Genomic DNA, 21,937 nt, shown 5'->3' on the forward strand with positions numbered 1-21,937 from the left:
GATGGACAATAGCGGGGGATACCTAGAGACCCGACTCTTTTAATATTTCAAGGAGCAAAGAATGCTTATTCTGACTCGTCGAGTTGGTGAAACACTCATGATAGGCGATGAGGTAACAGTTACTGTATTGGGTGTCAAAGGCAACCAAGTTCGTATTGGTGTTAATGCCCCAAAAGAAGTTTCTGTTCACCGTGAAGAAATTTATCAACGGATCCAGGCTGAAAAGACTCAACCAGATAATCAATAATAATGAATAAGCGTCCAATGATTGACCACACAGCAAGAATGGGCGCTTGTCTTACTCGTATATTTTCTAAAAATACCCTTTCGCTTTTATAATTCTCTAGCGTCAAACTCATTTTATTGTTTAGTCTTAGGTTTCCTTGTACTGAAATTTTGTTTCCTTTTGTTTGAAATATAGGCTAATCAATCCCGTGAACTCATTTTTATTCGTTTATAGAATAATTTTGTCCCTGTATTTTTGTTTATAAAGTTAGTGTCATAAGGGCTGAAAAGTATCTTTTTCGGTGTTAAACTAATCATCTTGCTTGTGAAATGTGCAAACGGACAACGGAATGCAAAAAGTTTGGAAAAATTGTTTGACTTCTAAGTCTAGGAAAGTAATATGTGCGCCACACAGCAACGAGATGTTTGAAAAAACAAATCGTGTGTAACTAAAATATGGTGAGGTGGCCGAGAGGCTGAAGGCGCTCCCCTGCTAAGGGAGTATGCGGTCAAAAGCTGCATCGAGGGTTCGAATCCCTCCCTCACCGCCATTTTAGATTATGCATCCGTAGCTCAGCTGGATAGAGTACTCGGCTACGAACCGAGCGGTCGGAGGTTCGAATCCTCCCGGATGCACCATCTTTAACCCTATGAGAACATCTGATGGGGTATTGTTTTGGTTTTAGCAGCCAAACAAGACAGTAACTAAGAAGTTGATTTATAGAAGTAGAAGTTGATACAGAAGTTTGAGAGAGCAGCACATCTTGCATTAAGTATGCATCCGTAGCTCAGCTGGATAGAGTACTCGGCTACGAACCGAGCGGTCGGAGGTTCGAATCCTCCCGGATGCACCATCTCTTAGCTAATAACTTAGCAATATCAATAATACCTTTTAATTTAACTCAATAATAGTTATTGAAACTATCGATTTACTATCGACCAAATTTTGCATCCGTAGCTCAGCTGGATAGAGTACTCGGCTACGAACCGAGCGGTCGGAGGTTCGAATCCTCCCGGATGCACCATCATTAAGAAACTCCTCATTTGAGAAGTTTTTTTTTGCCCAAAATTGTCATTTATAAAATTAACTAAATCGTATTTTCTATACCACTTTGATTTATTCCCTCATAAACCACACATCTAGACAGCGACAATTTATGTGATTTAGGCTAAAGTAATTGCCTTAATAAAATAAATTAACATCACAGGCGGGAGGTCGACTTGATCCCGGACGTATCGAAAGCGCTCTCATGGTTAGAGGCGCACCCAGAAACACTAAATGGTATTCAACGTGGTATAGAGCGTGAAACATTGCGTGTAACCCCTACAGGCGCAATTGCAGAGACCTTGCATCCAGAAGGGCTGGGAAAAGCTTTAACACATAAATGGATCACGACAGATTTTGCGGAGTCCTTACTCGAATTTATTACTCCTGTAGATAAAAGCATTAGCCATAATTTGGCTTTTTTGCGGGATTTGCATCGTTATACAGCTCGTCACCTTCAGAATGAAAGAATGTGGCCGTTGAGTATGCCATGCTTTATTGAAAGTGAAGATAGAATCACTCTTGCACAATATGGTTCTTCTAATGTGGGGCAGTTTAAAACACTGTACCGTGAAGGCCTTAAAAATCGTTATGGTGCTTTGATGCAGACGATAGCAGGGGTGCATTATAACTTCTCTTTGCCGATCGAATTTTGGCAAGCATGGGCAGGAATTGAAGACGCAGAAAGTGGTAAAGAAAAAATTTCTGAAGGCTATTTACGCCTGATTAGAAATTACTATCGCTTCGGTTGGGTTATTCCTTATCTATTTGGCGCATCTCCGGCTATCTGCGGCTCTTTTTTGAAAGATAGGGAGACAACGCTATCATTTGATAAAACGGACTGTGGTACGTATTACTTGCCTTATGCGACATCATTACGCATGAGTGACTTAGGGTATACAAATAAATCACAGAGTGATTTAAACATCACATTCAATAAATTGGATGAATATGTCGAAAGCCTGAAAAAAGCCATTTATAAGCCTTCTGCTGAATTTGAAAAACTGGGTGTTAAAAAAGATGGCAAATATATTCAACTGAATACGAATGTGCTACAAATTGAAAATGAGCTCTACGCTCCAATACGACCTAAACGCGTACCTAAAGGCAGTGAATCACCTTCTGATGCGTTATTACGTGGTGGTATTGAGTACATTGAAGTCCGCTCACTGGATATCAATCCATTCAGTGCGATAGGTGTTAATGAAACTCAAGCACGTTTTGTTGATCTATTCTTAATATGGTGTGTACTTGCTGATGCACCTGAAATGAATGCACAGGAATTAGACTGCTGTCGTCAAAACTGGAATCGTGTCATTCTTGAAGGTCGTAAACCAGGCCAAGTCATTGGTTTCGGCTGTGGCAGCGAAGTTAAACCACTAGTTGACGTTGGACAGCAATTATTTAATGACTTGATCCGCGTTGCTGAAGTGTTAGACACTTGTTGTGATGCCAAATATCAAGAAGTTTGTCACCAATTTTTCGCTATGTTTAAAGACCCAACTCTCACGTATTCAGCGCTTGTTATGGATGAAATGTTAGAAAAAGGTATTGGTGGTTACGGGTTAGAATTAGCTGAAAAATATTTTGAACAGCTAGTGAATGAGCCGTATGAAGTGATAACTGAAGAGCAATTTGAGCAAGCACGATTAGCTTCAATAGAGAAGCAAGCAAAGATGGAACAAAGTGAGAGCGAAAGCTTTGAGGACTATCTGCGCATTCATGCAGGACGCTAAAAGAAATGGCCACGCTAGGTGGCCAAAAAAAAATCTCTTAGAGAATTAGGGATGATAACAAATTGCGCGTCTTTCAATAATTCAGACTCTGTATTTTCAAAATAGTTTCATTTATTTTAGAAAATATTTTTTATTTTCGAGGAGGTCACGAAATGCCATTATTAGATAGCTTTACTGTCGATCATACTCGCATGTCAGCACCTGCTGTACGTGTGGCAAAAACCATGAAAACACCAAGCGGCGATACCATCACAGTTTTTGATTTGCGTTTTACTGTACCCAATGAAGAAGCCATGACAGAAAAAGGGACGCATACTTTAGAGCACCTCTTTGCAGGCTTTATGCGTGATCACCTTAACGGTAATGGTGTTGAAATTATTGATATTTCACCAATGGGGTGCCGTACTGGTTTTTATATGAGCCTTATCGGCCAGCCAGATGAACTGCGTGTTGCAAAGGCATGGAAAGCAGCAATGGAAGATGTTTTGCAAGTGAAAGACCAAAACAAGATCCCTGAATTGAATGTCTATCAGTGTGGTACATACAAAATGCACTCACTGGAAGAGGCCCAGCAAATTGCCCGTAATGTTATTGCATCAGAAATTGGCATCAATAAAAATGATGAATTAGCATTACCGGCAGAGAAACTTGAACAGCTACACGTTTAACTTTTTATCAAATATTCTCTACAAAAAGAGCCAATTAAGGCTCTTTTTATTTTTTATATGAGAATTAGATTGCAAGTTTATGACTAAATCAAAGGTCAGGGACTTGAGAACTAAATGTAAGAGGCGTGATCCTTACTTGTTTAACGATATTTTCACTCATCGCTAATACTTCGATAAGGTAATGGCCTACCACAATTTGCTCTTCAAGTTGTGGAATATCACCGATGACCTCTAAAACCATGCCATTAACCGTCCTAGGACCATCTATAGGGAGATTCCAATCAAAAGCCTTATTCAGTTCACGAATATTCGCAGAACCGTCTACAAGAACGCTCCCGTCACTTTGTGGCAAGACTTCTTCAGCCAAAGATGGCGACATAGAGGTTGTGAAGTCACCTACTATCTCTTCTAATATATCCTCGACAGTGATAAGACCTTGAATTTCACCGTATTCATCAACAATGATCCCAAGTTTTTCTTTATTGTGCTGGAAGTTAACTAACTGAACATTTAATGGTGTACTGTTAGGAATAAAATAAATGTTATCCGCAGCTTTGATGAGGTTTTGCTTATTAAACTCACGCTTTTCCATCATGAGACGGTAGGCTTCGCGGACGCGTAAAATACCAATGGAGTCATCAAGTGAGTCACGGTATAACACAATACGGCCATGAGGTGAGTGGGTGAGCTGCCGAATAATTGATTTCCAGTCATCATTGACATCAATACCAACAATTTCATTCCTTGGCAGCATAATATCGCCGACAGTGACTTTGTCTAAATCTAGAATTGAAATCAACATGTCTTGATTTCGGCGGCTAATTTTATGCTTTGATTCGTTAACAATGGTACGTAGTTCTTCCTTATTAACTGCATCAGTTCGTGCGGTTAGTGACTTCACCCCAATGCAGCGTAACAGTAGCGCTGAAATAGTATTAAATGCCCAAACAATAGGCATCATGACTACTTGCAATGGTTTTAAGAAGTAACTACTTGGGAATGCGATTTTTTCAGGGTACAGCGCTGCCAGCGTTTTAGGCATGACTTCGGCAAAAATGAGGATCACAAAAGTCAGGATCCCCGTCGATATCGCGACTCCAGCGTTACCATACAGCCGCATACCGATAATCGTCGCTAATGCGGATGCGACTATGTTGATTAAGTTGTTACCAATAAGGACTAGACTTAACAGTTTGTCAGGGTGTCTAAGAAGTTTTTCAACGCGGATCGCTGAGCGATTACCTTGTTTTGCTAAATGTTTTAACCGATAACGGTTTAGCGTCATCATCCCTGTTTCTGATGCAGAGAAATAGGCTGACATAAAAATTAAAACAATCAATATGATGATTAGCGTACTCGTGGACACATCATCCAAAACAAGTTTCCTTATATTGTGAAAGTCGTGGCTTTATTTGTGTCAAAATACCATAAACTCCTGTATTAAACGGTTACCAAAAAAAGCCATTGTTAAGATGATTGAGCCACCAACATGGAAAAATAGGACGCGCTTACCTCGCCATCCTCCATGGAAATGCCCCCAAAGTAGAGTGATATAAACAAACCAGGCGATCACGGATAACACCGATTTATGAATATTTTCTTTATCAAAAATATTATCCATATAAATAAAACCGGTACATAAGGTAAGAGTTAGCAAAATGACGCCAACTTGAGTGACGTGGAACATTTTACGTTCAATCACCATCATAGGAGGCATATCGGGGCTAAATTTTAAGGTTTTGTTTTTTAGCTGATGGTCAATTAAAGCCACTTGCAATGCATATAAAGCGGCAATAAGAAGCGTTGCATAGCTCAATAAAGCCAAGCCAATGTGAACAAAAAGTGGTACTCGCGCTTCGAGATGCGTAATAAACTCCCCAGGCATTAGCGTCGACAACATCAAGTTAATGATGGCAAAACTATAGACGATGGGTGTTAAGTACCAAGCTTTTCCCCAGTAAGCGACAACAGTCATAATCACACACATGAGTAAGCTCACTGTTGAGCCTAAATTCAGCAGTGTGAGGTTTTGTCCTTCGGCTTCACTAAAAATCAAAAATTTCAATGTAATTGCGTGAGTCACTAACGCAATCACAGCAAGAAAAAGTGCGAGATAGCGGTAAAGTGGCTGCTTGCGCACTTGACCGGGGACGATCAGTAATAGACTGACCATGTATGTACAAACTGCTATGACTGCAAATACGGGCATAGTATAGTGTCGTTAATCATTTTTAGTGGAAAGTTATTTCATAGTATAACTTGTACGAGTGTAGGCTCCAACTATTGGACGGGCCAATCGCAATATATTCGTTGCTGATAGCATTTCATGCGCCTACTGGCTTGGTTTGTATTATTAAACTCAAACCATAATAACCTGTATCATCTGTTTCAAACAGGGGGCAGCGAAAAAACTGCGAGCATGTTACAATGGTGGCATTATTTTGCCGCGATTATTTTTAGTGTTGGTTTTCCTTCATCATAGTGAAGGCATTGATGCTTATAATTCAAGTTGTTAGATAATGCACACTTGAAATTATCTGTATTAGCAACCAGATCAGGCTGACATCGGCCCATCAACAGAATTGAGCTAAGACATATGTTTGATAATTTAACTGACAGACTATCGCGCACGTTGCGCAATATCAGTGGGCGTGGCCGTCTAACTGATGAAAATATTAAAGAAACACTACGCGAAGTTCGCATGGCCTTACTGGAAGCTGACGTTGCTTTACCAGTTGTCCGTGAATTCATTCAAAAAGTTAAAGAAAATGCCGTTGGGCAAGATGTCAATAAAAGTCTAACACCCGGTCAAGAGTTCATTAAAATAGTTCAAAATGAACTGACTAGGGCGATGGGGGACGAAAACCACCAACTTAATTTGTCCGCACAACCCCCCGCAGTTGTTTTAATGGCGGGCTTGCAAGGTGCAGGTAAAACAACCAGCGTTGCAAAATTAGGTAAGCATCTAAAAGAAAAACAGAAGAAAAAAGTATTAGTTGTCTCAGCTGACGTTTATCGCCCCGCAGCGATTAAACAATTAGAGACATTAGCTGAAAGTGTTGGAATAGACTTTTTCCCTTCAGAAGTACAAGAAAAACCCGCAGCAATTGTTCAAAAAGCATTAAAACATGCACAATTGCAATTCTACGATGTGTTGTTGGTGGATACCGCAGGTCGCTTACACGTCGATGAAGCGATGATGGAAGAAATCCAAGAAGTTCACCGCATTATTAAGCCAGTTGAGACCTTATTCGTCGTTGATGCGATGACAGGGCAGGATGCGGCAAACACAGCGAAAGCATTTAATGAAGCCTTACCACTGACAGGGGTTGTATTAACCAAGGTCGATGGTGATGCTCGAGGCGGTGCGGCACTTTCAATTCGTGCGATTACGGGGAAACCTATTAAATTCTTAGGTGTTGGTGAAAAAACTGATGCCTTAGAACCATTCCACCCAGAACGCGTCGCGTCGCGTATCCTTGGCATGGGTGATGTGATTTCTCTGATTGAAGAGATTGAGCATAAAGTTGACCGTGATGAAGCTGAAAAGCTTGCTAAAAAACTTAAAACGGGAGATGGCTTTGATTTAAATGACTTTTTAAGTCAATTAAAGCAAATGCGTAATATGGGCGGCATGGCGAGTATGATGAGCAAAATGCCTGGAATGTCTCAGTTACCCGATGCCGTTAAGTCCCAAATGGATGATAAAATCACCGTTCGTATGGAAGCGATGATTAATTCCATGACACGTAAAGAACGTGAAAAACCAGAAATTATTAAAGGCTCGCGAAAACGTCGTATTGCGGCAGGTTCGGGAACTACTGTGCAAGAAGTTAATCGCCTCTTGAAACAATTTGATGATATGCAACGCATGATGAAGAAAATGAAAAAAGGCGGCTTAGCCAAGATGATGCGCGGCATGAAAGGTATGATGCCACCGGGTTTTCCGGGGCGTTAAGCAATAAAGCCTCAAACAAAACGCACTTTTGATTGATTTTTGCGTCAAAGTGAGTAAACTTTTCGGGCTTTTTATATGACAGCCGGACTCTATCCCTCGATGGAGTCTGGTTGTTTTGTTAACTAATGAGGATGTTATGGTAACAATTCGTTTATCTCGTGGCGGCGCTAAAAAACGTCCGTTCTACCAAATCGTTGTAACCGATAGCCGCAATGCGCGTGACGGTCGTTTCATTGAGCGTATCGGTTTCTTCAACCCGATCGCTGCAGGTCAAGCAGAAGAACTGCGTTTAGACCTAGACCGTGTTGAGCATTGGGTTGGCTTAGGCGCAACTATTTCTGACCGTGTTGCACAACTGGTCAAACAAGCTAAGAAAGCAGCTTAATCTGTCGCGGTGGTAACAATGAGCAAGCAAACTAAACTACAGCCACCTGAAAACCCAATAGTATTGGGGAAATTAGGTGCGGCATACGGTATTCGTGGTTGGCTCAAAGTTTTTTCGTCCACCGAACATGCTGAAAGTATTTTTGAGTATCAGCCTTGGTTTATCCAACGTTCAGGTCAATGGCAACACATTGAAATTGAAGATTGGAAACATCATAACAAGGATATCATCGTCAAGCTGAACGGGGTCGATGACCGCGATGCAGCAGCACTCTTGACTAATTTTGAAATTGCGGTTGATTCAACCCAACTTCCTGAATTAGAAAACGAATACTACTGGAAAGACCTGATGGGCTGCCACGTAGTGACGTTACAAGGGTATGATCTTGGTACCATCACTGACATGATGGAGACTGGTTCAAATGATGTACTGGTCATTAAGGCGAACTTAAAAGATGCATTTGGCATCAAGGAGCGGTTGGTTCCGTTTCTTGATGGGCAGGTTATCAAGAAAGTCGATCTCGATGCCAAACTTATTGAAGTGGATTGGGATCCTGGTTTTTAAATCTCCGGTTGAACGGTTTTGATGAGTGGGACGAAATCATGTGGATTGGTGTAATTAGCCTGTTTCCCGAAATGTTCCGCGCAATAACCGAGTACGGGGTAACTGGCCGGGCAGTGAAGAATGGCCTGCTAACATTTGAGTGCTGGAATCCGCGAGATTTTACTCACGATAGGCACAAGACTGTTGATGATCGCCCCTATGGTGGTGGTCCAGGCATGCTGATGATGGTGCAACCGCTTAAGGATGCAATCAACGCAGCAAGAACTGAGGCTGGTGAGGGTGCAAAGGTTATTTATCTTTCACCACAAGGGCGCAAACTCAGTCAAGACGGTGTTTGCGAGCTGGCAACTAACGAGAAATTGATCCTCGTTTGTGGCCGCTATGAAGGCATTGATGAACGTATCATTCAAACCGAAGTTGACGAAGAATGGTCAATCGGTGATTACGTTCTCAGTGGTGGGGAACTCCCCGCGATGGTGTTGATTGACTCAGTTTCACGGTTTATACCCGGGGTACTTGGTCATCAAGCCTCTGCCCAAGAAGACTCTTTTGCAGATGGTTTGTTAGATTGTCCACACTATACCCGCCCTGAAGTGTTAGATGGCATGCAAGTTCCTGATGTTTTACTTTCAGGAAACCACGCTAAAATAGATAGCTGGCGCATGAAACAATCACTCGGCCGTACCTGGCTTAGAAGACCTGAGCTTCTGGAAAGCCTAGCTCTGACTGACGAGCAGAGGATGTTGCTGGCTGAGTTCCAACAGGAATATCAGTCTGAGCAACAAATGAATCCAGACAATTAATTGTCTAAACATATCAGTTTACCTAGGGTAAGAGAGTTATTATGAGCAACATTATTAAACAAATCGAAGAAGAGCAAATGAAGCAGGACGTACCTTCATTCCGTCAGGGTGACACCGTGGAAGTTAAGGTATGGGTCGTAGAAGGCTCTAAAAAACGTCTGCAGGCATTCGAGGGCGTGGTTATCGCTATTCGTAACCGCGGTCTGCACTCTGCATTCACTGTTCGTAAAATTTCTAACGGCGAAGGTGTTGAGCGTGTATTCCAAACTCACTCTCCAGTCGTAGATAGCATTGCTGTTAAACGTCGTGGTGCTGTTCGCAGATCTAAACTGTACTACCTGCGTGAGCGTTCTGGTAAGGCAGCTCGTATCAAAGAGCGTCTGAACGCCAAGTAATACGCTTTCGCTACATCCGAAAGTTATGTTATAGAGAGGCCCGCTTTTGCGGGCCTTTTTATATTCGTCACTATATTCTTCATATTTCAAATTGTAGCTGTGTTGGCTGCACTCATTCGCACTAGTCACATACTTGTGTATGCTCCTAGCGTCTCATTCCTTTGCCGCCTTGCTACAACTCGAACTATTTAGAATACAACTGAGAAAATCTATTTCAAGTTGTAGCCGTGTTGGCTTCGTTCAGCCATACAGGTCACATACTGATGTATGCTCCCTGCGATGTCCTTACTTTGCCGCCTTGCTACAACTCGAACTATTTAGAATATAGCTGAGAGATTAACCTCTTAATCTGTAAATAAATATTTACTAAAAATCAGTATCGAACACTAATTTAAATATTATAAATGTTAATTTTATGTGAATTCTCATATTTATCAATTTATTACCTAAGTGTAAATATTTATTTACATGCATGGAAATATTTTACATAAATGGATTGAATTGTTTACGATGCATGGTATGTTATTACTCATGCACTCAAACACAATACGTAAATAATAAACTAAGCAAATATAAGCTAATAAGTAGGTAAAAAATGATCATGCAAAAAGATGTACTCAACAACGTGAATATTCAAGACGAGCAGGTATTAATCACTCCTGAGAGTCTGAAAGCAAAATATCCGCTGAGTAACAGCAGCCTGCATGCCATTGCGACATCGCGCCAAGTGATTGCTGATATCATTCATCAACGCGACCCTCGCTTACTCGTGGTATGTGGTCCTTGCTCAATCCATGATGTGGATGCTGCGATTGAATATGGTGAGCGTTTGAAAGTATTAGCCGAAGAATTAAGTGATAGCTTATATATTGTGATGCGTGTGTATTTTGAAAAACCTCGTACAACAGTGGGTTGGAAAGGCTTGATTAGTGACCCATTTATGGATGGCTCCTTTGAAATGGAAAAAGGCCTACATATTGCTCGTGACTTGTTGACTAATTTAGTGAATATGGGCCTACCATTAGCAACAGAAGCACTGGATCCTAACAATCCTCAATACTTAGGGGATCTATTCAGTTGGTCTGCAATTGGTGCAAGAACGACTGAATCACAAACACACCGTGAAATGGCATCAGGCTTATCTATGCCTGTTGGTTTTAAAAATGGGACCGATGGTAGCTTATCTACAGCAATTAATGCGTTAAAAGCAGCAGCAATGCCACACCGTTTTATGGGAATTAACCAATCGGGCCAAGTTTGTTTATTGCATACTAAAGGCAATAGTAATGGGCATGTTATTTTACGTGGTGGAAAAACGCCTAATTACAATGCTGAAGATATCGCGGCTTGTGAAGTGGAAATGAAAAAAGCAGGTTTAGCGCCATCGCTTATGGTGGATTGTAGCCATGGAAACTCAAATAAAGATTACCGCCGTCAACCATTAGTTGTTGATTCTATTATTGAACAAATTATTAATGGTAATGAATCAATTACAGGTATTATGTTAGAAAGCCATATTAATGAAGGGAATCAAACATCTGAACAAGCCCGTGACGCAATGAAATACGGTGTTTCAGTAACAGATGCCTGCATTAACTGGCAAACGACGGAAACGGTATTGCGTAATTTACATCAGGCATTGTTACCTGTGCTTGAACAACGTGCGCAAAAATTGAGTAAAGTGAGCTGATCAAGGTATTGGTATGTCTGTTGAGTTAACCCATTTACGGGAACAAATTGATGAAGTTGATAAATCTTTATTAGATTTATTAGCAAAAAGGCTGCAACTGGTTGCTGAAGTCGGTGAAGTGAAAAGCTTACATGGTTTACCGATTTATGTACCTGAACGAGAAACAAGCATGTTGGCAGCACGTCGCGCAGAAGCTGAGCGTATGGGGATCCCGCCTGATCTGATTGAAGATATTCTTAGGCGGATCATGCGCGAATCTTATGCACGTGAAAATGATAAAGGGTTTAAAACACTGAACCCATCAGCAGGCCCCATTGTGATTGTTGGTGGTGATGGGAAAATGGGACGGCTATTTCATCGTCTCCTTAACTTATCAGGCTACCAAGTAAAGACCTTAAATGAAGGTGATTGGCCGCAAGCAGAATCTATAGTAGCAGGTGCTAGCATCGTGATGATTAGTGTGCCAATACATTTGACGGTACAAGTCATCAACCAACTGCCTAGGCTGGATAAAAGCACGGTCTTGATGGATATTGCATCGATTAAGCAACAGCCATTAGAAGCGATGTTAGCAGCCCATGATGGGCCAGTACTTGGGCTTCACCCGATGTTTGGCCCTGATATTGGTAGTGTTGCAAAGCAAGTTTTTGCTTACTGTAATGGCCGTAGTTCAGAGGCTTATCAATGGTTCCTTGAACAACTATTAGTTTGGGGAGCTCGTTTGAAAGAAATATCAGCCGAAGAGCATGATAGAAACATGAGCTTTATTCAGGCATTACGCCACTTTACAACATTTACTTACGGGCGAAATCTTGCTGAGGAAAATATCGATTTACAGCAATTGCTTGATTTATCATCGCCTATTTATCGCTTAGAGCTTGCGATGGTTGGGCGTCTATTTGCCCAAGACCCTCAACTATATGCAGACATTATTATGTCTTCAAATGAAAATGTTGAATTGATACGTAGATATCATCAGTTATTAGGTGATTCAATAGCACTACTAGAGAACAAAGATAAAGCAGAATTTATTCGCCAATTTAATCAAGTTAGTCAGTGGTTCGGCGAAGATGCCCATCATTTTATGAAAGAAAGCCAATCATTATTGCAACGAGCAAATGATAATCGAAAATAATCATCTCCACCCTCTATCGTGTTTTATGGCGGTAGGGGGCTTTAATTTTTGTTGATTTATTATTATCTTCCATAGTCTTCTGTTTTAGCTAATCTTGTCTATATATTTATTTAAAATAAGCAATTGTACTTATATGTATAATTTCTATCGAATAATATGCCACTTAGCCAAAAATTAAATTTATTCACTATTTAATTCTAAATTAATCGATTTATAAAATTAATATTTATAAATTGATCGATTTATATGATAAAGATTTCATCTATTTTACCGATAACTCTACTCATTAAATGATGGTTAGCGTGGTAAATATATGTTTTTTAAAAATCTTAAAATCAGTATGAAGTTAACGGTCGCATTTGGTAGTTTTGTTGCGCTTATTATCTTAAGTTCAATATTTTCTTTAGCAAATATGAACCGAGCTAATGAAGGAATGAAGCAAGTGCTTTATGAAAGCTACCCTATTGCTTCGACTGCAGGGCAGATGATGGATAACTTTTATTCTTTTATTGGGATCCAAGAGCTTATTTTACTTGATGATCGTGGGAGTGATAAGCGTCGTGAAGAGCTGGCTAAAATTACACTGAAAATAACAGAGTTATTTGAAAAATTAGAAACTAGTGTGACCGATGATCGTTCTAAAGAAATTTTGGCGGACTTACGTGTGATCCGCCAACAGTTCCATGCATCACAGGCTCGTATGAATGCGTTCTTACAACAGAACAATCGCCAAGCTGCCATTGACGAGATGATGACGAAAACGTCGAGTATTCAGCGTGATTATCGAGACCAAATTCAAACTTTAATGGCAATTCAAGATTTGCAGATGCAAGAGATTGGCCGGAAAGTTAATGTAGACTATGAAAGTAATAAAATATTACTAGCAGTGCTATCAATCTTGAGTATTGGCGCGGGCTGCATAATGGGTTGGTATATTACGACAATTATTACAAGGCCATTGGAAAATGCAGTCAATTTCGCTCAGTCGATTGCAAATGGGGATCTGACTAAGGATATTCAGGTTACCTCAAAAGATGAAACAGGAGTGTTATTAAATTCACTTAATGCGATGAAAGAGCACCTACTAGAAATCGTTCAAGAGGTTCAGCAAGGTTCTGAAAGTATTTCGGCAGCAGCAGGGCAGATTGTTGCGGGGAACCAAAACCTGGCCGCGCGCACCGAAGAGCAAGCTGCATCAGTTGAAGAAACAGCCAGTTCAATGGAACAAATCACTTCAACGGTTCAAAACACGACTGAACACACTCATGAAGCCAGTATGCTTGCAGACCAAGCTGCGATTATTGTGCAAAATAATGGTGACATGATGAGCCAAGTCACGAACAAAATGCGTACAATCAATGGTTCATCATCACAGATGACAGAAATTATTAATCTAATCGACTCTATTGCATTCCAAACCAATATTTTAGCATTGAATGCATCTGTTGAAGCTGCAAGAGCTGGTGAGCATGGGCGAGGCTTCGCTGTTGTTGCTGGAGAAGTAAGATTATTAGCACAGAAAAGTGCCGCTTCCGCGAGTGATATTCGTGCGTTGATTGAAAATTCATCGGCACAAACACAAGAAGGCATGGAACTTGTTGAAAAAGCAACTCAACAAATACATGGCATGGTTGATAGTGTAAAAGAGATGAATGCGTTATTACGTGAAATTGGGCAGGCTAGCCGTGAGCAAAGCGATGGCATTTCTCAAATCAATAGTGCGGTCGGGCAGCTTGATTTAACTACACAGCAAAATGCGAGTCTAGTTGAAGAATCTGTTGTCGCAGCGGACTCATTAAATGAACAGGCGTACCATTTGAAGGAGCTAGTCAATTATTTTAGAGTGAAATCGTCGACTCACCAACCTGAAGTGAGAGTATAGTTTCAGTTTAATAGGCTGCACTGAAAAATGCAGCCTAACTATATCTTATTAAGGTGTAATTTTTTCAGGTTCAACAGGAACCACATTTTCGGATGGGTAGCAGCCTAATATTTTAATTGACCTAGTAATTGTTGAAAGCTCTCTTAAAGCTTGTTGCATATTATCTGAACGTAAGTTTGCATGCACATCGACATAAAACATCTCTTCCCACGGTTTTCCATTAATTGGGCGTGATTCTAATTTGCTCATAATTATCTTATTATTTTTCAAAATAACTAATGCATCAACTAAAGCACCGGCTTGTTGGCCAGTAGTAAGAAGCAGTGTTGTTTTTGCAGGAACTTGTTCTGTGACTTCAATTGCTTGTGGTGCAACAACAATAAAGCGAGTCATATTAATTTGCTGATTAGCAAGGTTATGCTCTATTACACTTAAATCATATAGTGCGCCACCAGCTTCACTTCCAAGAGCTGCGACACTTGGTGAGTTTTGGTCTGCGACCATTTGCATTGCAGTTGAAGTGCTATCACAATATTTTATTTCCCAGTGTGGGAATTGCGCTAAGTACTGGCTACATTGCTGGAAAGGCTGTGGATGGCTATAAACGGTTTTGATCTGGCTGAGATCGGTATTTCCTGTAGTTAAGAGACAATGGTTAATTGGGAGCCGAATCTCTCCGACGATTGATAATGACGTATTTTGCAGTAAATCGTAAACATCGTTAATTGCGCCCGAACTGGTGTTTTCTATTGGCAAAATACCATATTCCGCTTGTCCATTTTCAACTAATGAAAAAATATCTTGGAATTTGTGGCAACTGCATTCAACCAATTGGTCAAAATGACGGGCTGAGTACTGGCGTGCAGCAATGTGTGAATAAGAGCCTTTAGGCCCTAAGAACGCAAACCGGGCAGTGTCACTAGGGGTTAAATTTAAATGCTTTTGTAAAATTGCCTGTTGTGTAAGAACGGAGTCCTCAATAATCATTTGAAATAAGCGAGTAATATAAAAGCCATCAAGCCCTAGAGGTTTGCCTTTGTTAATTAAAACATCCAAAAGCTGGCGTTCACGGTCTTTATCACGAATTGGGCGGCTATCATCAATTTTTGTTTCCGCAACTTCAACAGCATAACCACGGCGCTTTGCTAAAAGATTGAGTAACTCACTATCCAGTTGGCTTATTTTTTCTCTTACTTTCAATAAATTAGTGCTGTTTTCCATTCTGCCCACCCTGTTAATATTATGATATAAAAAAAGCCCCCTAGAGGGGGCTTTTTAATTTTGTCTTCTTTTCTTTCTCGAACGACAAAAGCCCCTAATTAGGAGTTGCTAAAGAAGAAAAAGAAAACAAAATTAAGATTCATATGAATACCTTTAATCAGATTCAATTTAAATAAACCCGATACTCACTAAGAAGTCAATAGGTAAGGATCAGAAACATAAAAAAACGCGCCCATAGTGAGCGCGTTTGTAAGGTTCAAGATTAGTTGATAGATAATATAAAATTATAACGTAACAGTATTATTCGCTTCTTTTACACTATTATATGCTCTTCTTGATTCTCCTTTATGTTGCACTTTATTGAGTTGTCTTTCGAGTTTGTTAATTAGTTCATTAATTGCAACGTACATATCTTCATGTTTGGCACTTGCGACCAATTTTCCTGTCGCTGTTTTTATGTTGGCATCAACCATAAAACCTTGTGGCTCTTTTGATAATACAATATGGGTATTTATCAGGGATACTTGCCACTTGTCGAGTTTTGTTAGACGGCTCTCAATGTGCTCACGAATCGCTGGGGTAATGTCCATTTGCTTGCTAGTAATGTTCACTATCATATAGTTACCTCTCATTGTTTCCGTCTTTGTTGAGTTCAGAATACCTATTCTTGCTAAGAAAAAATTGATGTAGATCACATCTCATTCAGGGGAAGAGTAACAGCAATCTGAAGTGTGATTTCACATAAAAAAGGGGTGAAAAAGCATTGCCAAAATGAATGGATTAAGGGACACTGATTGGGTTGGCTAGGGGAACGGTAAATAGCCGGAGCTTTTTTTGGGTTAAAATTAGTCCCTTAAATGAGCAAGCAACTAAATCGCCGCTAGCAAAGAAAAACAGCAGCCTTGGCTGCTGTTTTAGATCTCACGATGTTATTATTGTGGGTTTGCAGCAATAATACTCGCAACTTTATTCGCTTCTTGGTTTAGCCCCATCTCATTATAAGCAATTTCCATGTATGCTAAGGCATTACGTGTTGCTTCTGTGTCTGGGTAGTCTTTTAGCATTTGTTGAACACGATTAACAACCGCGACATAAGCACCGCGTTTGTTGTAGTATTCGACAACAGAAAGGTCGAATTTCGCTAAACGGTCTTTCAAGAAGACTAATCGCTTACTCGCATCATTTGAGTATAAGCTGTTAGGATAGTAGCGAACTAGCTGACTGAAATCTTTGAATGCAACTCGTGCATGCTGTGGGTCTCTGTCTGAGCGGTCGATACCAAAAAGGCCTTGCAATAAGCTATCATCCAGAGCCATTGCGGTTAAGCCTCGCATATAGAGGACATAATCAATATTTGGATGAGTTGGGTTCAAACGCATGAAACGGTCAATCGCAGCTATCGCCATTGGCAGTTCTGCTGATTTATAATATGCATAAATCAGGTCTAATTGAACCTGTTGAGCATATGGACCAAATGGATAACGGTTATCAAGAGCTTCAAATTGTTTAATCGCTGCTTTAAAATTGCCGTCCTGTAATTTTTGCTGACCCGTTGCATATATTTCAGCAGGGGAGCTATCAGGGCTGACTTCAGGAGTGCTGGAACAGCCGACTAAAATCAGGCTCAACGTGGCTGCAGCCACCAGATTTTTCATACGTATCATCACGTGTAGGTTATCCTCTGAGTGTTTCGAGGGAGTCTATCCATAAGGCTCCCGGCAAAATTCGAGTTACAATAGCATATATTTTAAATGAAACGGCGCTGCCGTCAAAATACAAACACCAAAAAGTAGATTAATTTATGGCTCAACAAGTACAACTTAGTGCAACTATCGCTGAATCACAGCTTGGTCAACGTTTAGATCAGGCTTTGGCCGAATTGTTCCCTGATTATTCACGTTCTCGCATAAAAGAATGGATTTTAGCTGATAGAGTGCAGGTTAATGGCAAAGTTATCAATAAGCCAAAAGAAAAAGTTTTCGGCAGTGAACAAATTTTAATCGATGCCCTCATTGAAGAAGATAATCGCTGGGAACCACAAGATATCCCACTTAATGTGATTTATGAAGATGAAGATATCTTAATTATTAATAAACCGCGTGATTTAGTTGTTCACCCTGGTGCAGGGAACCCTGATGGCACAATTTTGAATGCGTTGTTATATCGCTATCCTGAAATTGCAGATGTGCCAAGAGCCGGTATTGTTCATCGTTTAGATAAAGACACCACTGGCTTAATGGTTGTAGCAAAAACAGTTCCTGCTCAAACCCACCTCGTTGAAGCATTGCAACGTAGAGAAATTACGCGTGAATATGAAGCGGTTGCAGTAGGCCGTATGACTGCGGGGGGCATGGTAGAAGAACCTATCTCTCGTCATCCAACTAAAAGAACGCATATGGCTGTTCATCCAATGGGGAAACCTGCGGTAACGCATTATCGAATAATGGAGCACTTTAGAGCCCATACTCGGTTACGTTTACGTCTGGAAACGGGGAGAACCCACCAAATCCGTGTCCATATGGCCCATATCAATCATCCATTAATTGGTGACCCTTTATACGGTGGCCGTCCGCGTCCATTAAAAGGGGCGACAGAAGAATTTCTGGAAGTGATGCGTAATTTTGATAGGCAAGCACTGCACGCCACCATGTTACGCTTATATCACCCAATTTCAGGTATTCAAATGGAGTGGCATGCACCGTTACCTGATGATATGGTTAAGCTTATTGAAGCTCTAAAAGCAGATACTGAACTGCATAAAGACGATATGGACTGGTAATGAATACATTGATTTTCCCTGATTGGCCACAACCTAACAACATAGCGAGCTGTAGTACAACGCGTGCAGGTGGTGTGAGCCTACCACCTTTTGATAGCTTGAATTTGGGTGATCATGTTGGGGATATCCCCAATGCCGTCAGTGAAAATCGTCAGCGCCTTGAAAAACTTGCTCAGCTGCCACAACAGCCTGTTTGGCTTGAGCAAGTTCATGGGACGGATGTGCTCAATCTTGTTGGTAAGAAAGTTCACAATAGGCAAGCAGATGCCGTGTATAGCAATCAGGTAGGGCAAGTTTGCGCTATTATGACTGCGGATTGCTTGCCTGTGTTATTTACTAATCAAGCAGGAACGGAAGTGGCAGCAGCCCACGCAGGGTGGCGCGGGCTATGTCATGGGGTTCTTGAAAATACAATCAATCAGTTTATTAGTCCTGCAAATGAAATTATCGCTTGGCTTGGCCCCGCTATTGGTGCTGAGAAATTTGAAGTTGGTAAAGAAGTCAAAGAGGCTTTTGTTAATCAATCATCTGATTTAGCCTCTGCCTTTATTCCTTATAATGATAAATATCTAGCTGATATTTATTTATTAGCACGTAAAAAACTACAGGCTGCTGGCGTAACGAAGGTCTATGGTGGTGATTTTTGTACAGTAACAGATAAAAACAGATTTTTTTCCTATCGAAGGGAAGGAAAAACCGGCAGGATGGCATCATTAATATGGATAAATACCTAGCGTTGGTGTTTTGTTCTAAATTAATGGATATAACAGAAATAATTCCTTGCGAAACTTGAATATTTAATAACTGACCTCATCTAGTATCCAGTAGCAAATTTAATCTCATTTATTGGAGGTGTTATGCGTCTGGACCGTTTAACGAATAAATTCCAGCAAGCTCTCGCTGACGCCCAATCACTAGCCCTTGGGCGCGAAAACCAGTTTATCGAACCTATTCATCTATTAAGTGCCCTTTTTAATCAAGAGGGTGGCACAGTTCGTCCATTGCTGACGACGTTAGGCGTGAATGCCGTACAATTTCAGCAAAAAGTCGAAGATGCATTAGGGCGTTTACCTCAAGTGCAAGGTGTAGCGGGCGATGTTCAACCATCAAGTGACTTAATGCGTCATTTGAATTTATGTGATCAGTTGGCACAAAAGCACGGAGATGAGTTTATCTCCTCAGAATTATTTCTTGTCGCAGCTTTAGAAGCCAATACGACATTAGCAGACATGCTCAAAGCTGCTGGTGTTAATAAAGATAATTTAAAAAAGGCAATAGAACAGATGCGTGGTGGAGAAAAAGTGAATGACCAAAGCGCTGAAGACCAGCGCCAAGCCTTGAAAAAATACACTGTTGATTTAACCGAACGTGCAGAGCAAGGCAAATTAGACCCAGTGATTGGTCGAGATGAAGAAATTCGTCGGACCATTCAAGTACTGCAACGCCGTACTAAAAATAACCCAGTGCTGATTGGTGAGCCAGGTGTTGGTAAAACAGCAATTGTTGAAGGGTTAGCACAACGTATTGTAAATGGTGAAATACCAGAAGGGCTAAAAAACAAACGCGTATTATCCCTGGATATGGGGGCGCTGATTGCGGGTGCGAAATATCGTGGTGAGTTTGAAGAGCGTTTGAAAGCGGTTCTAAATGATCTTGCCAAACAGGAAGGTAACGTCATTCTGTTTATTGATGAGTTACACACCATGGTTGGTGCAGGTAAAGCCGATGGTGCGATGGATGCGGGTAATATGTTAAAACCGGCTCTAGCTCGCGGTGAATTACACTGTGTTGGTGCAACCACATTAGATGAATACCGTCAATACATTGAGAAAGACCCTGCTTTAGAGCGTCGTTTCCAGAAAGTGTATGTGGCAGAGCCATCTGTTGAAGACACAATTGCCATTTTACGTGGTTTAAAAGAGCGTTATGAATTGCATCACCACGTACAGATAACAGACCCAGCGATTGTGGCGGCAGCAACGTTATCACATCGGTATATTACTGACCGTATGTTACCTGATAAAGCAATTGACTTGATTGATGAAGCGGGTGCAAGTTTACGTATGCAAATGGATTCGAAACCAGAATCCTTGGATAGGCTGGAACGTCGTATTATTCAGCTCAAACTTGAACAGCAAGCGCTGAAAAAAGAATCGGATGACGCAAGTAAAAAACGTCTTGAAATGTTAGAAGAAGAGCTTGCAGAGAAAGAGCGTGAATATTCTGCGTTAGAAGAAGAATGGAAAGCTGAAAAAGCATCATTAACGGGTACTCAGCATATTAAAGCTGAACTTGAAAATACACGTATCGAGATGGAAAAAGCACGCCGTATGGGTGATTTGGCAAAAATGTCCGAATTGCAATACGGTAAAATTCCAGAATTGGAAAAACAGCTGGAAGCAGCAACGAAAGCTGAAGGTAAAAGCATGAAACTGTTACGTAACAAAGTAACAGATGTTGAAATTGCTGAAATCTTAGCGCGTTGGACTGGTATCCCAGTATCTCGAATGCTAGAAAGCGAAAGAGAAAAACTGTTACGCATGGAACAGCAACTCCATCAGCGTGTTATTGGGCAAGATGAAGCGGTCGTTGCAGTATCGAATGCAATTCGTCGTAGCCGTGCAGGGTTATCAGACCCAAATCGCCCAATTGGCTCGTTTATGTTTTTAGGGCCAACAGGGGTAGGTAAAACTGAGTTGTGTAAAGCGTTAGCAAACTTCATGTTTGATAGCGATGATGCAATGGTTCGTATCGACATGTCTGAATTTATGGAAAAACATGCGGTGTCGCGTTTAGTGGGCGCACCTCCAGGTTATGTCGGTTATGAAGAAGGTGGGTATTTAACCGAAGCTATTCGACGTCGTCCATATTCCGTCATTTTATTGGATGAAGTTGAGAAAGCACACCCTGATGTTTTCAACATTTTATTGCAAGTGCTTGATGATGGACGCTTAACGGATGGGCAAGGTAGAACGGTAGACTTCCGTAATACGGTGATCATTATGACATCTAACTTGGGTTCTGACTTAATCCAAGAAAGGTTTGGCATGATTGGTTATTCAGAAATGAAAGATATGGTAATGGAAGTGGTATCTCATAGTTTCAGGCCTGAATTCATTAACCGTATCGATGAAGTCGTTGTATTCCATCCATTAGGTAAAGAGCAAATTACGAATATTGCTAATATTCAACTGGCTCGTTTATACAAACGTCTTGAAGAGCACGGCTATGAAGTCAGCGCAACACCAGCTGCACTTGAGAAAATTGGGGAGGCTGGTTTTGACCCAATCTTCGGAGCAAGGCCATTGAAACGTGCAATTCAGCAGGAAATTGAAAACCCTCTGGCACAAGAAATCTTGTCAGGTAGGTTATTGCCAGGTAAACCAGTCATTTTAGATGTAGAAAATGACGAAATTGTTGCTAAACAGTAATTGATATTATTGTAGAATCA

At 40.8% G+C, this 21,937-nt stretch carries 19 protein-coding genes, 4 tRNA genes and 1 other annotated feature; of the genes, 18 read left to right on the forward strand and 5 right to left on the reverse strand.

Going from position 1 to position 21,937, the window contains the following annotated elements; genetic code table 11:
- The first annotated feature begins 61 nt into the window (after positions 1–61).
- The 7 genes from csrA to luxS all read left to right on the forward strand — a co-directional run bounded on the left by csrA (position 62) and on the right by luxS (position 3,674).
- Positions 62–247 (forward strand): carbon storage regulator CsrA, encoded by a 186-nt coding sequence (gene csrA, locus CYG50_RS03275; protein ID WP_004264815.1) that lies wholly within the window; start codon positions 62–64, stop codon positions 245–247.
- A gap of 436 nt (positions 248–683) precedes the next feature.
- Positions 684–776: transfer RNA gene (locus CYG50_RS03280), tRNA-Ser, on the forward strand.
- Between the two features lie 11 nt (positions 777–787).
- A tRNA-Arg gene (locus CYG50_RS03285) sits at positions 788–864 on the forward strand.
- Between the two features lie 138 nt (positions 865–1,002).
- Positions 1,003–1,079 (forward strand) — tRNA-Arg (locus CYG50_RS03290).
- Between the two features lie 94 nt (positions 1,080–1,173).
- A tRNA-Arg gene (locus CYG50_RS03295) sits at positions 1,174–1,250 on the forward strand.
- 196 nt (positions 1,251–1,446) lie between these two features.
- Positions 1,447–3,006, forward strand: a complete 1,560-nt coding sequence (gshA, locus tag CYG50_RS03300; protein ID WP_102139734.1) for a glutamate--cysteine ligase — start codon at positions 1,447–1,449, stop codon at positions 3,004–3,006.
- 152 nt (positions 3,007–3,158) lie between these two features.
- On the forward strand, positions 3,159–3,674 hold the full coding sequence (luxS, locus tag CYG50_RS03305; RefSeq protein ID WP_102139733.1) for an S-ribosylhomocysteine lyase: 516 nt from the start codon (positions 3,159–3,161) through the stop codon (positions 3,672–3,674).
- An 88-nt stretch (positions 3,675–3,762) separates the two neighbouring features.
- Here luxS and CYG50_RS03310 read toward each other — a convergent pair whose 3' ends face one another.
- Positions 3,763–5,049 carry a CNNM domain-containing protein gene (locus CYG50_RS03310; protein WP_102139732.1) on the reverse strand — a complete coding sequence of 429 codons (1,287 nt, stop codon included), beginning with the start codon at positions 5,047–5,049 and terminating at the stop codon, positions 3,763–3,765.
- Positions 5,050–5,091: 42 nt separating this feature from the next.
- Positions 5,092–5,883 (reverse strand): cytochrome C assembly family protein, encoded by a 792-nt coding sequence (locus tag CYG50_RS03315; protein WP_102139731.1) that lies wholly within the window; start codon positions 5,881–5,883, stop codon positions 5,092–5,094.
- A gap of 387 nt (positions 5,884–6,270) precedes the next feature.
- On the opposite strand from CYG50_RS03315, the gene ffh reads away from it, so the two are divergent.
- The 8 genes from ffh to CYG50_RS03355 all read left to right on the forward strand — a co-directional run bounded on the left by ffh (position 6,271) and on the right by CYG50_RS03355 (position 14,486).
- Entirely contained in the window at positions 6,271–7,632 is a 1,362-nt protein-coding gene (gene ffh / locus CYG50_RS03320; RefSeq protein WP_102139730.1) for a signal recognition particle protein, read from the forward strand.
- A 136-nt stretch (positions 7,633–7,768) separates the two neighbouring features.
- Complete coding sequence (gene rpsP / locus CYG50_RS03325; protein WP_004264823.1) at positions 7,769–8,017, forward strand: 30S ribosomal protein S16; 249 nt, start codon at positions 7,769–7,771, stop codon at positions 8,015–8,017.
- 18 nt (positions 8,018–8,035) lie between these two features.
- The gene (gene rimM / locus CYG50_RS03330) at positions 8,036–8,581 is read left to right on the forward strand and encodes a ribosome maturation factor RimM (protein WP_047757188.1); all 546 of its coding nucleotides are present in this window, start codon (positions 8,036–8,038) and stop codon (positions 8,579–8,581) included.
- Between the two features lie 38 nt (positions 8,582–8,619).
- Entirely contained in the window at positions 8,620–9,384 is a 765-nt protein-coding gene (trmD, locus tag CYG50_RS03335) for a tRNA (guanosine(37)-N1)-methyltransferase TrmD (protein WP_102139729.1), read from the forward strand.
- Positions 9,385–9,425: 41 nt separating this feature from the next.
- Positions 9,426–9,779: a 50S ribosomal protein L19 gene (rplS, locus tag CYG50_RS03340; protein ID WP_096864779.1), complete on the forward strand. Its 354-nt coding sequence runs from the start codon at positions 9,426–9,428 to the stop codon at positions 9,777–9,779.
- A 595-nt stretch (positions 9,780–10,374) separates the two neighbouring features.
- Positions 10,375–11,469 (forward strand): 3-deoxy-7-phosphoheptulonate synthase, encoded by a 1,095-nt coding sequence (locus CYG50_RS03345; protein ID WP_102139727.1) that lies wholly within the window; start codon positions 10,375–10,377, stop codon positions 11,467–11,469.
- Positions 11,470–11,482: 13 nt separating this feature from the next.
- Positions 11,483–12,604, forward strand: a complete 1,122-nt coding sequence (gene tyrA, locus CYG50_RS03350) for a bifunctional chorismate mutase/prephenate dehydrogenase (protein WP_102139726.1) — start codon at positions 11,483–11,485, stop codon at positions 12,602–12,604.
- A gap of 313 nt (positions 12,605–12,917) precedes the next feature.
- Positions 12,918–14,486 (forward strand): methyl-accepting chemotaxis protein, encoded by a 1,569-nt coding sequence (locus CYG50_RS03355; RefSeq protein WP_102139725.1) that lies wholly within the window; start codon positions 12,918–12,920, stop codon positions 14,484–14,486.
- Between the two features lie 48 nt (positions 14,487–14,534).
- On the opposite strand, the gene pheA is transcribed toward CYG50_RS03355, so the two are convergent.
- From pheA to bamD, 3 genes are all read right to left on the reverse strand, one after another.
- A complete protein-coding gene (gene pheA / locus CYG50_RS03360) occupies positions 14,535–15,707 on the reverse strand; it encodes a bifunctional chorismate mutase/prephenate dehydratase (protein ID WP_102139724.1) in 1,173 nt (390 codons plus the stop codon).
- Positions 15,708–15,733: 26 nt separating this feature from the next.
- Positions 15,734–15,851 (reverse strand) — a sequence feature (Phe leader region).
- Positions 15,852–15,991: 140 nt separating this feature from the next.
- Positions 15,992–16,324: a ribosome-associated translation inhibitor RaiA gene (raiA, locus tag CYG50_RS03365; RefSeq protein WP_102139723.1), complete on the reverse strand. Its 333-nt coding sequence runs from the start codon at positions 16,322–16,324 to the stop codon at positions 15,992–15,994.
- A 315-nt stretch (positions 16,325–16,639) separates the two neighbouring features.
- Positions 16,640–17,371 (reverse strand): outer membrane protein assembly factor BamD, encoded by a 732-nt coding sequence (gene bamD, locus CYG50_RS03370; RefSeq protein WP_102139722.1) that lies wholly within the window; start codon positions 17,369–17,371, stop codon positions 16,640–16,642.
- Between the two features lie 137 nt (positions 17,372–17,508).
- On the opposite strand from bamD, the gene rluD reads away from it, so the two are divergent.
- The 3 genes from rluD (at position 17,509) to clpB (ending at position 21,917) form a co-directional block, all read left to right on the forward strand.
- Positions 17,509–18,486 carry a 23S rRNA pseudouridine(1911/1915/1917) synthase RluD gene (rluD, locus tag CYG50_RS03375; protein ID WP_102139721.1) on the forward strand — a complete coding sequence of 326 codons (978 nt, stop codon included), beginning with the start codon at positions 17,509–17,511 and terminating at the stop codon, positions 18,484–18,486.
- Positions 18,486–19,220, forward strand: a complete 735-nt coding sequence (gene yfiH, locus CYG50_RS03380) for a purine nucleoside phosphorylase YfiH (protein WP_102139720.1) — start codon at positions 18,486–18,488, stop codon at positions 19,218–19,220. Before rluD ends, yfiH begins: the two co-directional genes overlap by 1 nt.
- 123 nt (positions 19,221–19,343) lie before the next feature.
- The gene (clpB, locus tag CYG50_RS03385; RefSeq protein ID WP_102139719.1) at positions 19,344–21,917 is read left to right on the forward strand and encodes an ATP-dependent chaperone ClpB; all 2,574 of its coding nucleotides are present in this window, start codon (positions 19,344–19,346) and stop codon (positions 21,915–21,917) included.
- Positions 21,918–21,937 lie beyond the last annotated feature (20 nt).

Source organism: Providencia huaxiensis, assembly GCF_002843235.3.
Taxonomy (GTDB): Bacteria; Pseudomonadota; Gammaproteobacteria; order Enterobacterales; family Enterobacteriaceae; genus Providencia; species Providencia huaxiensis.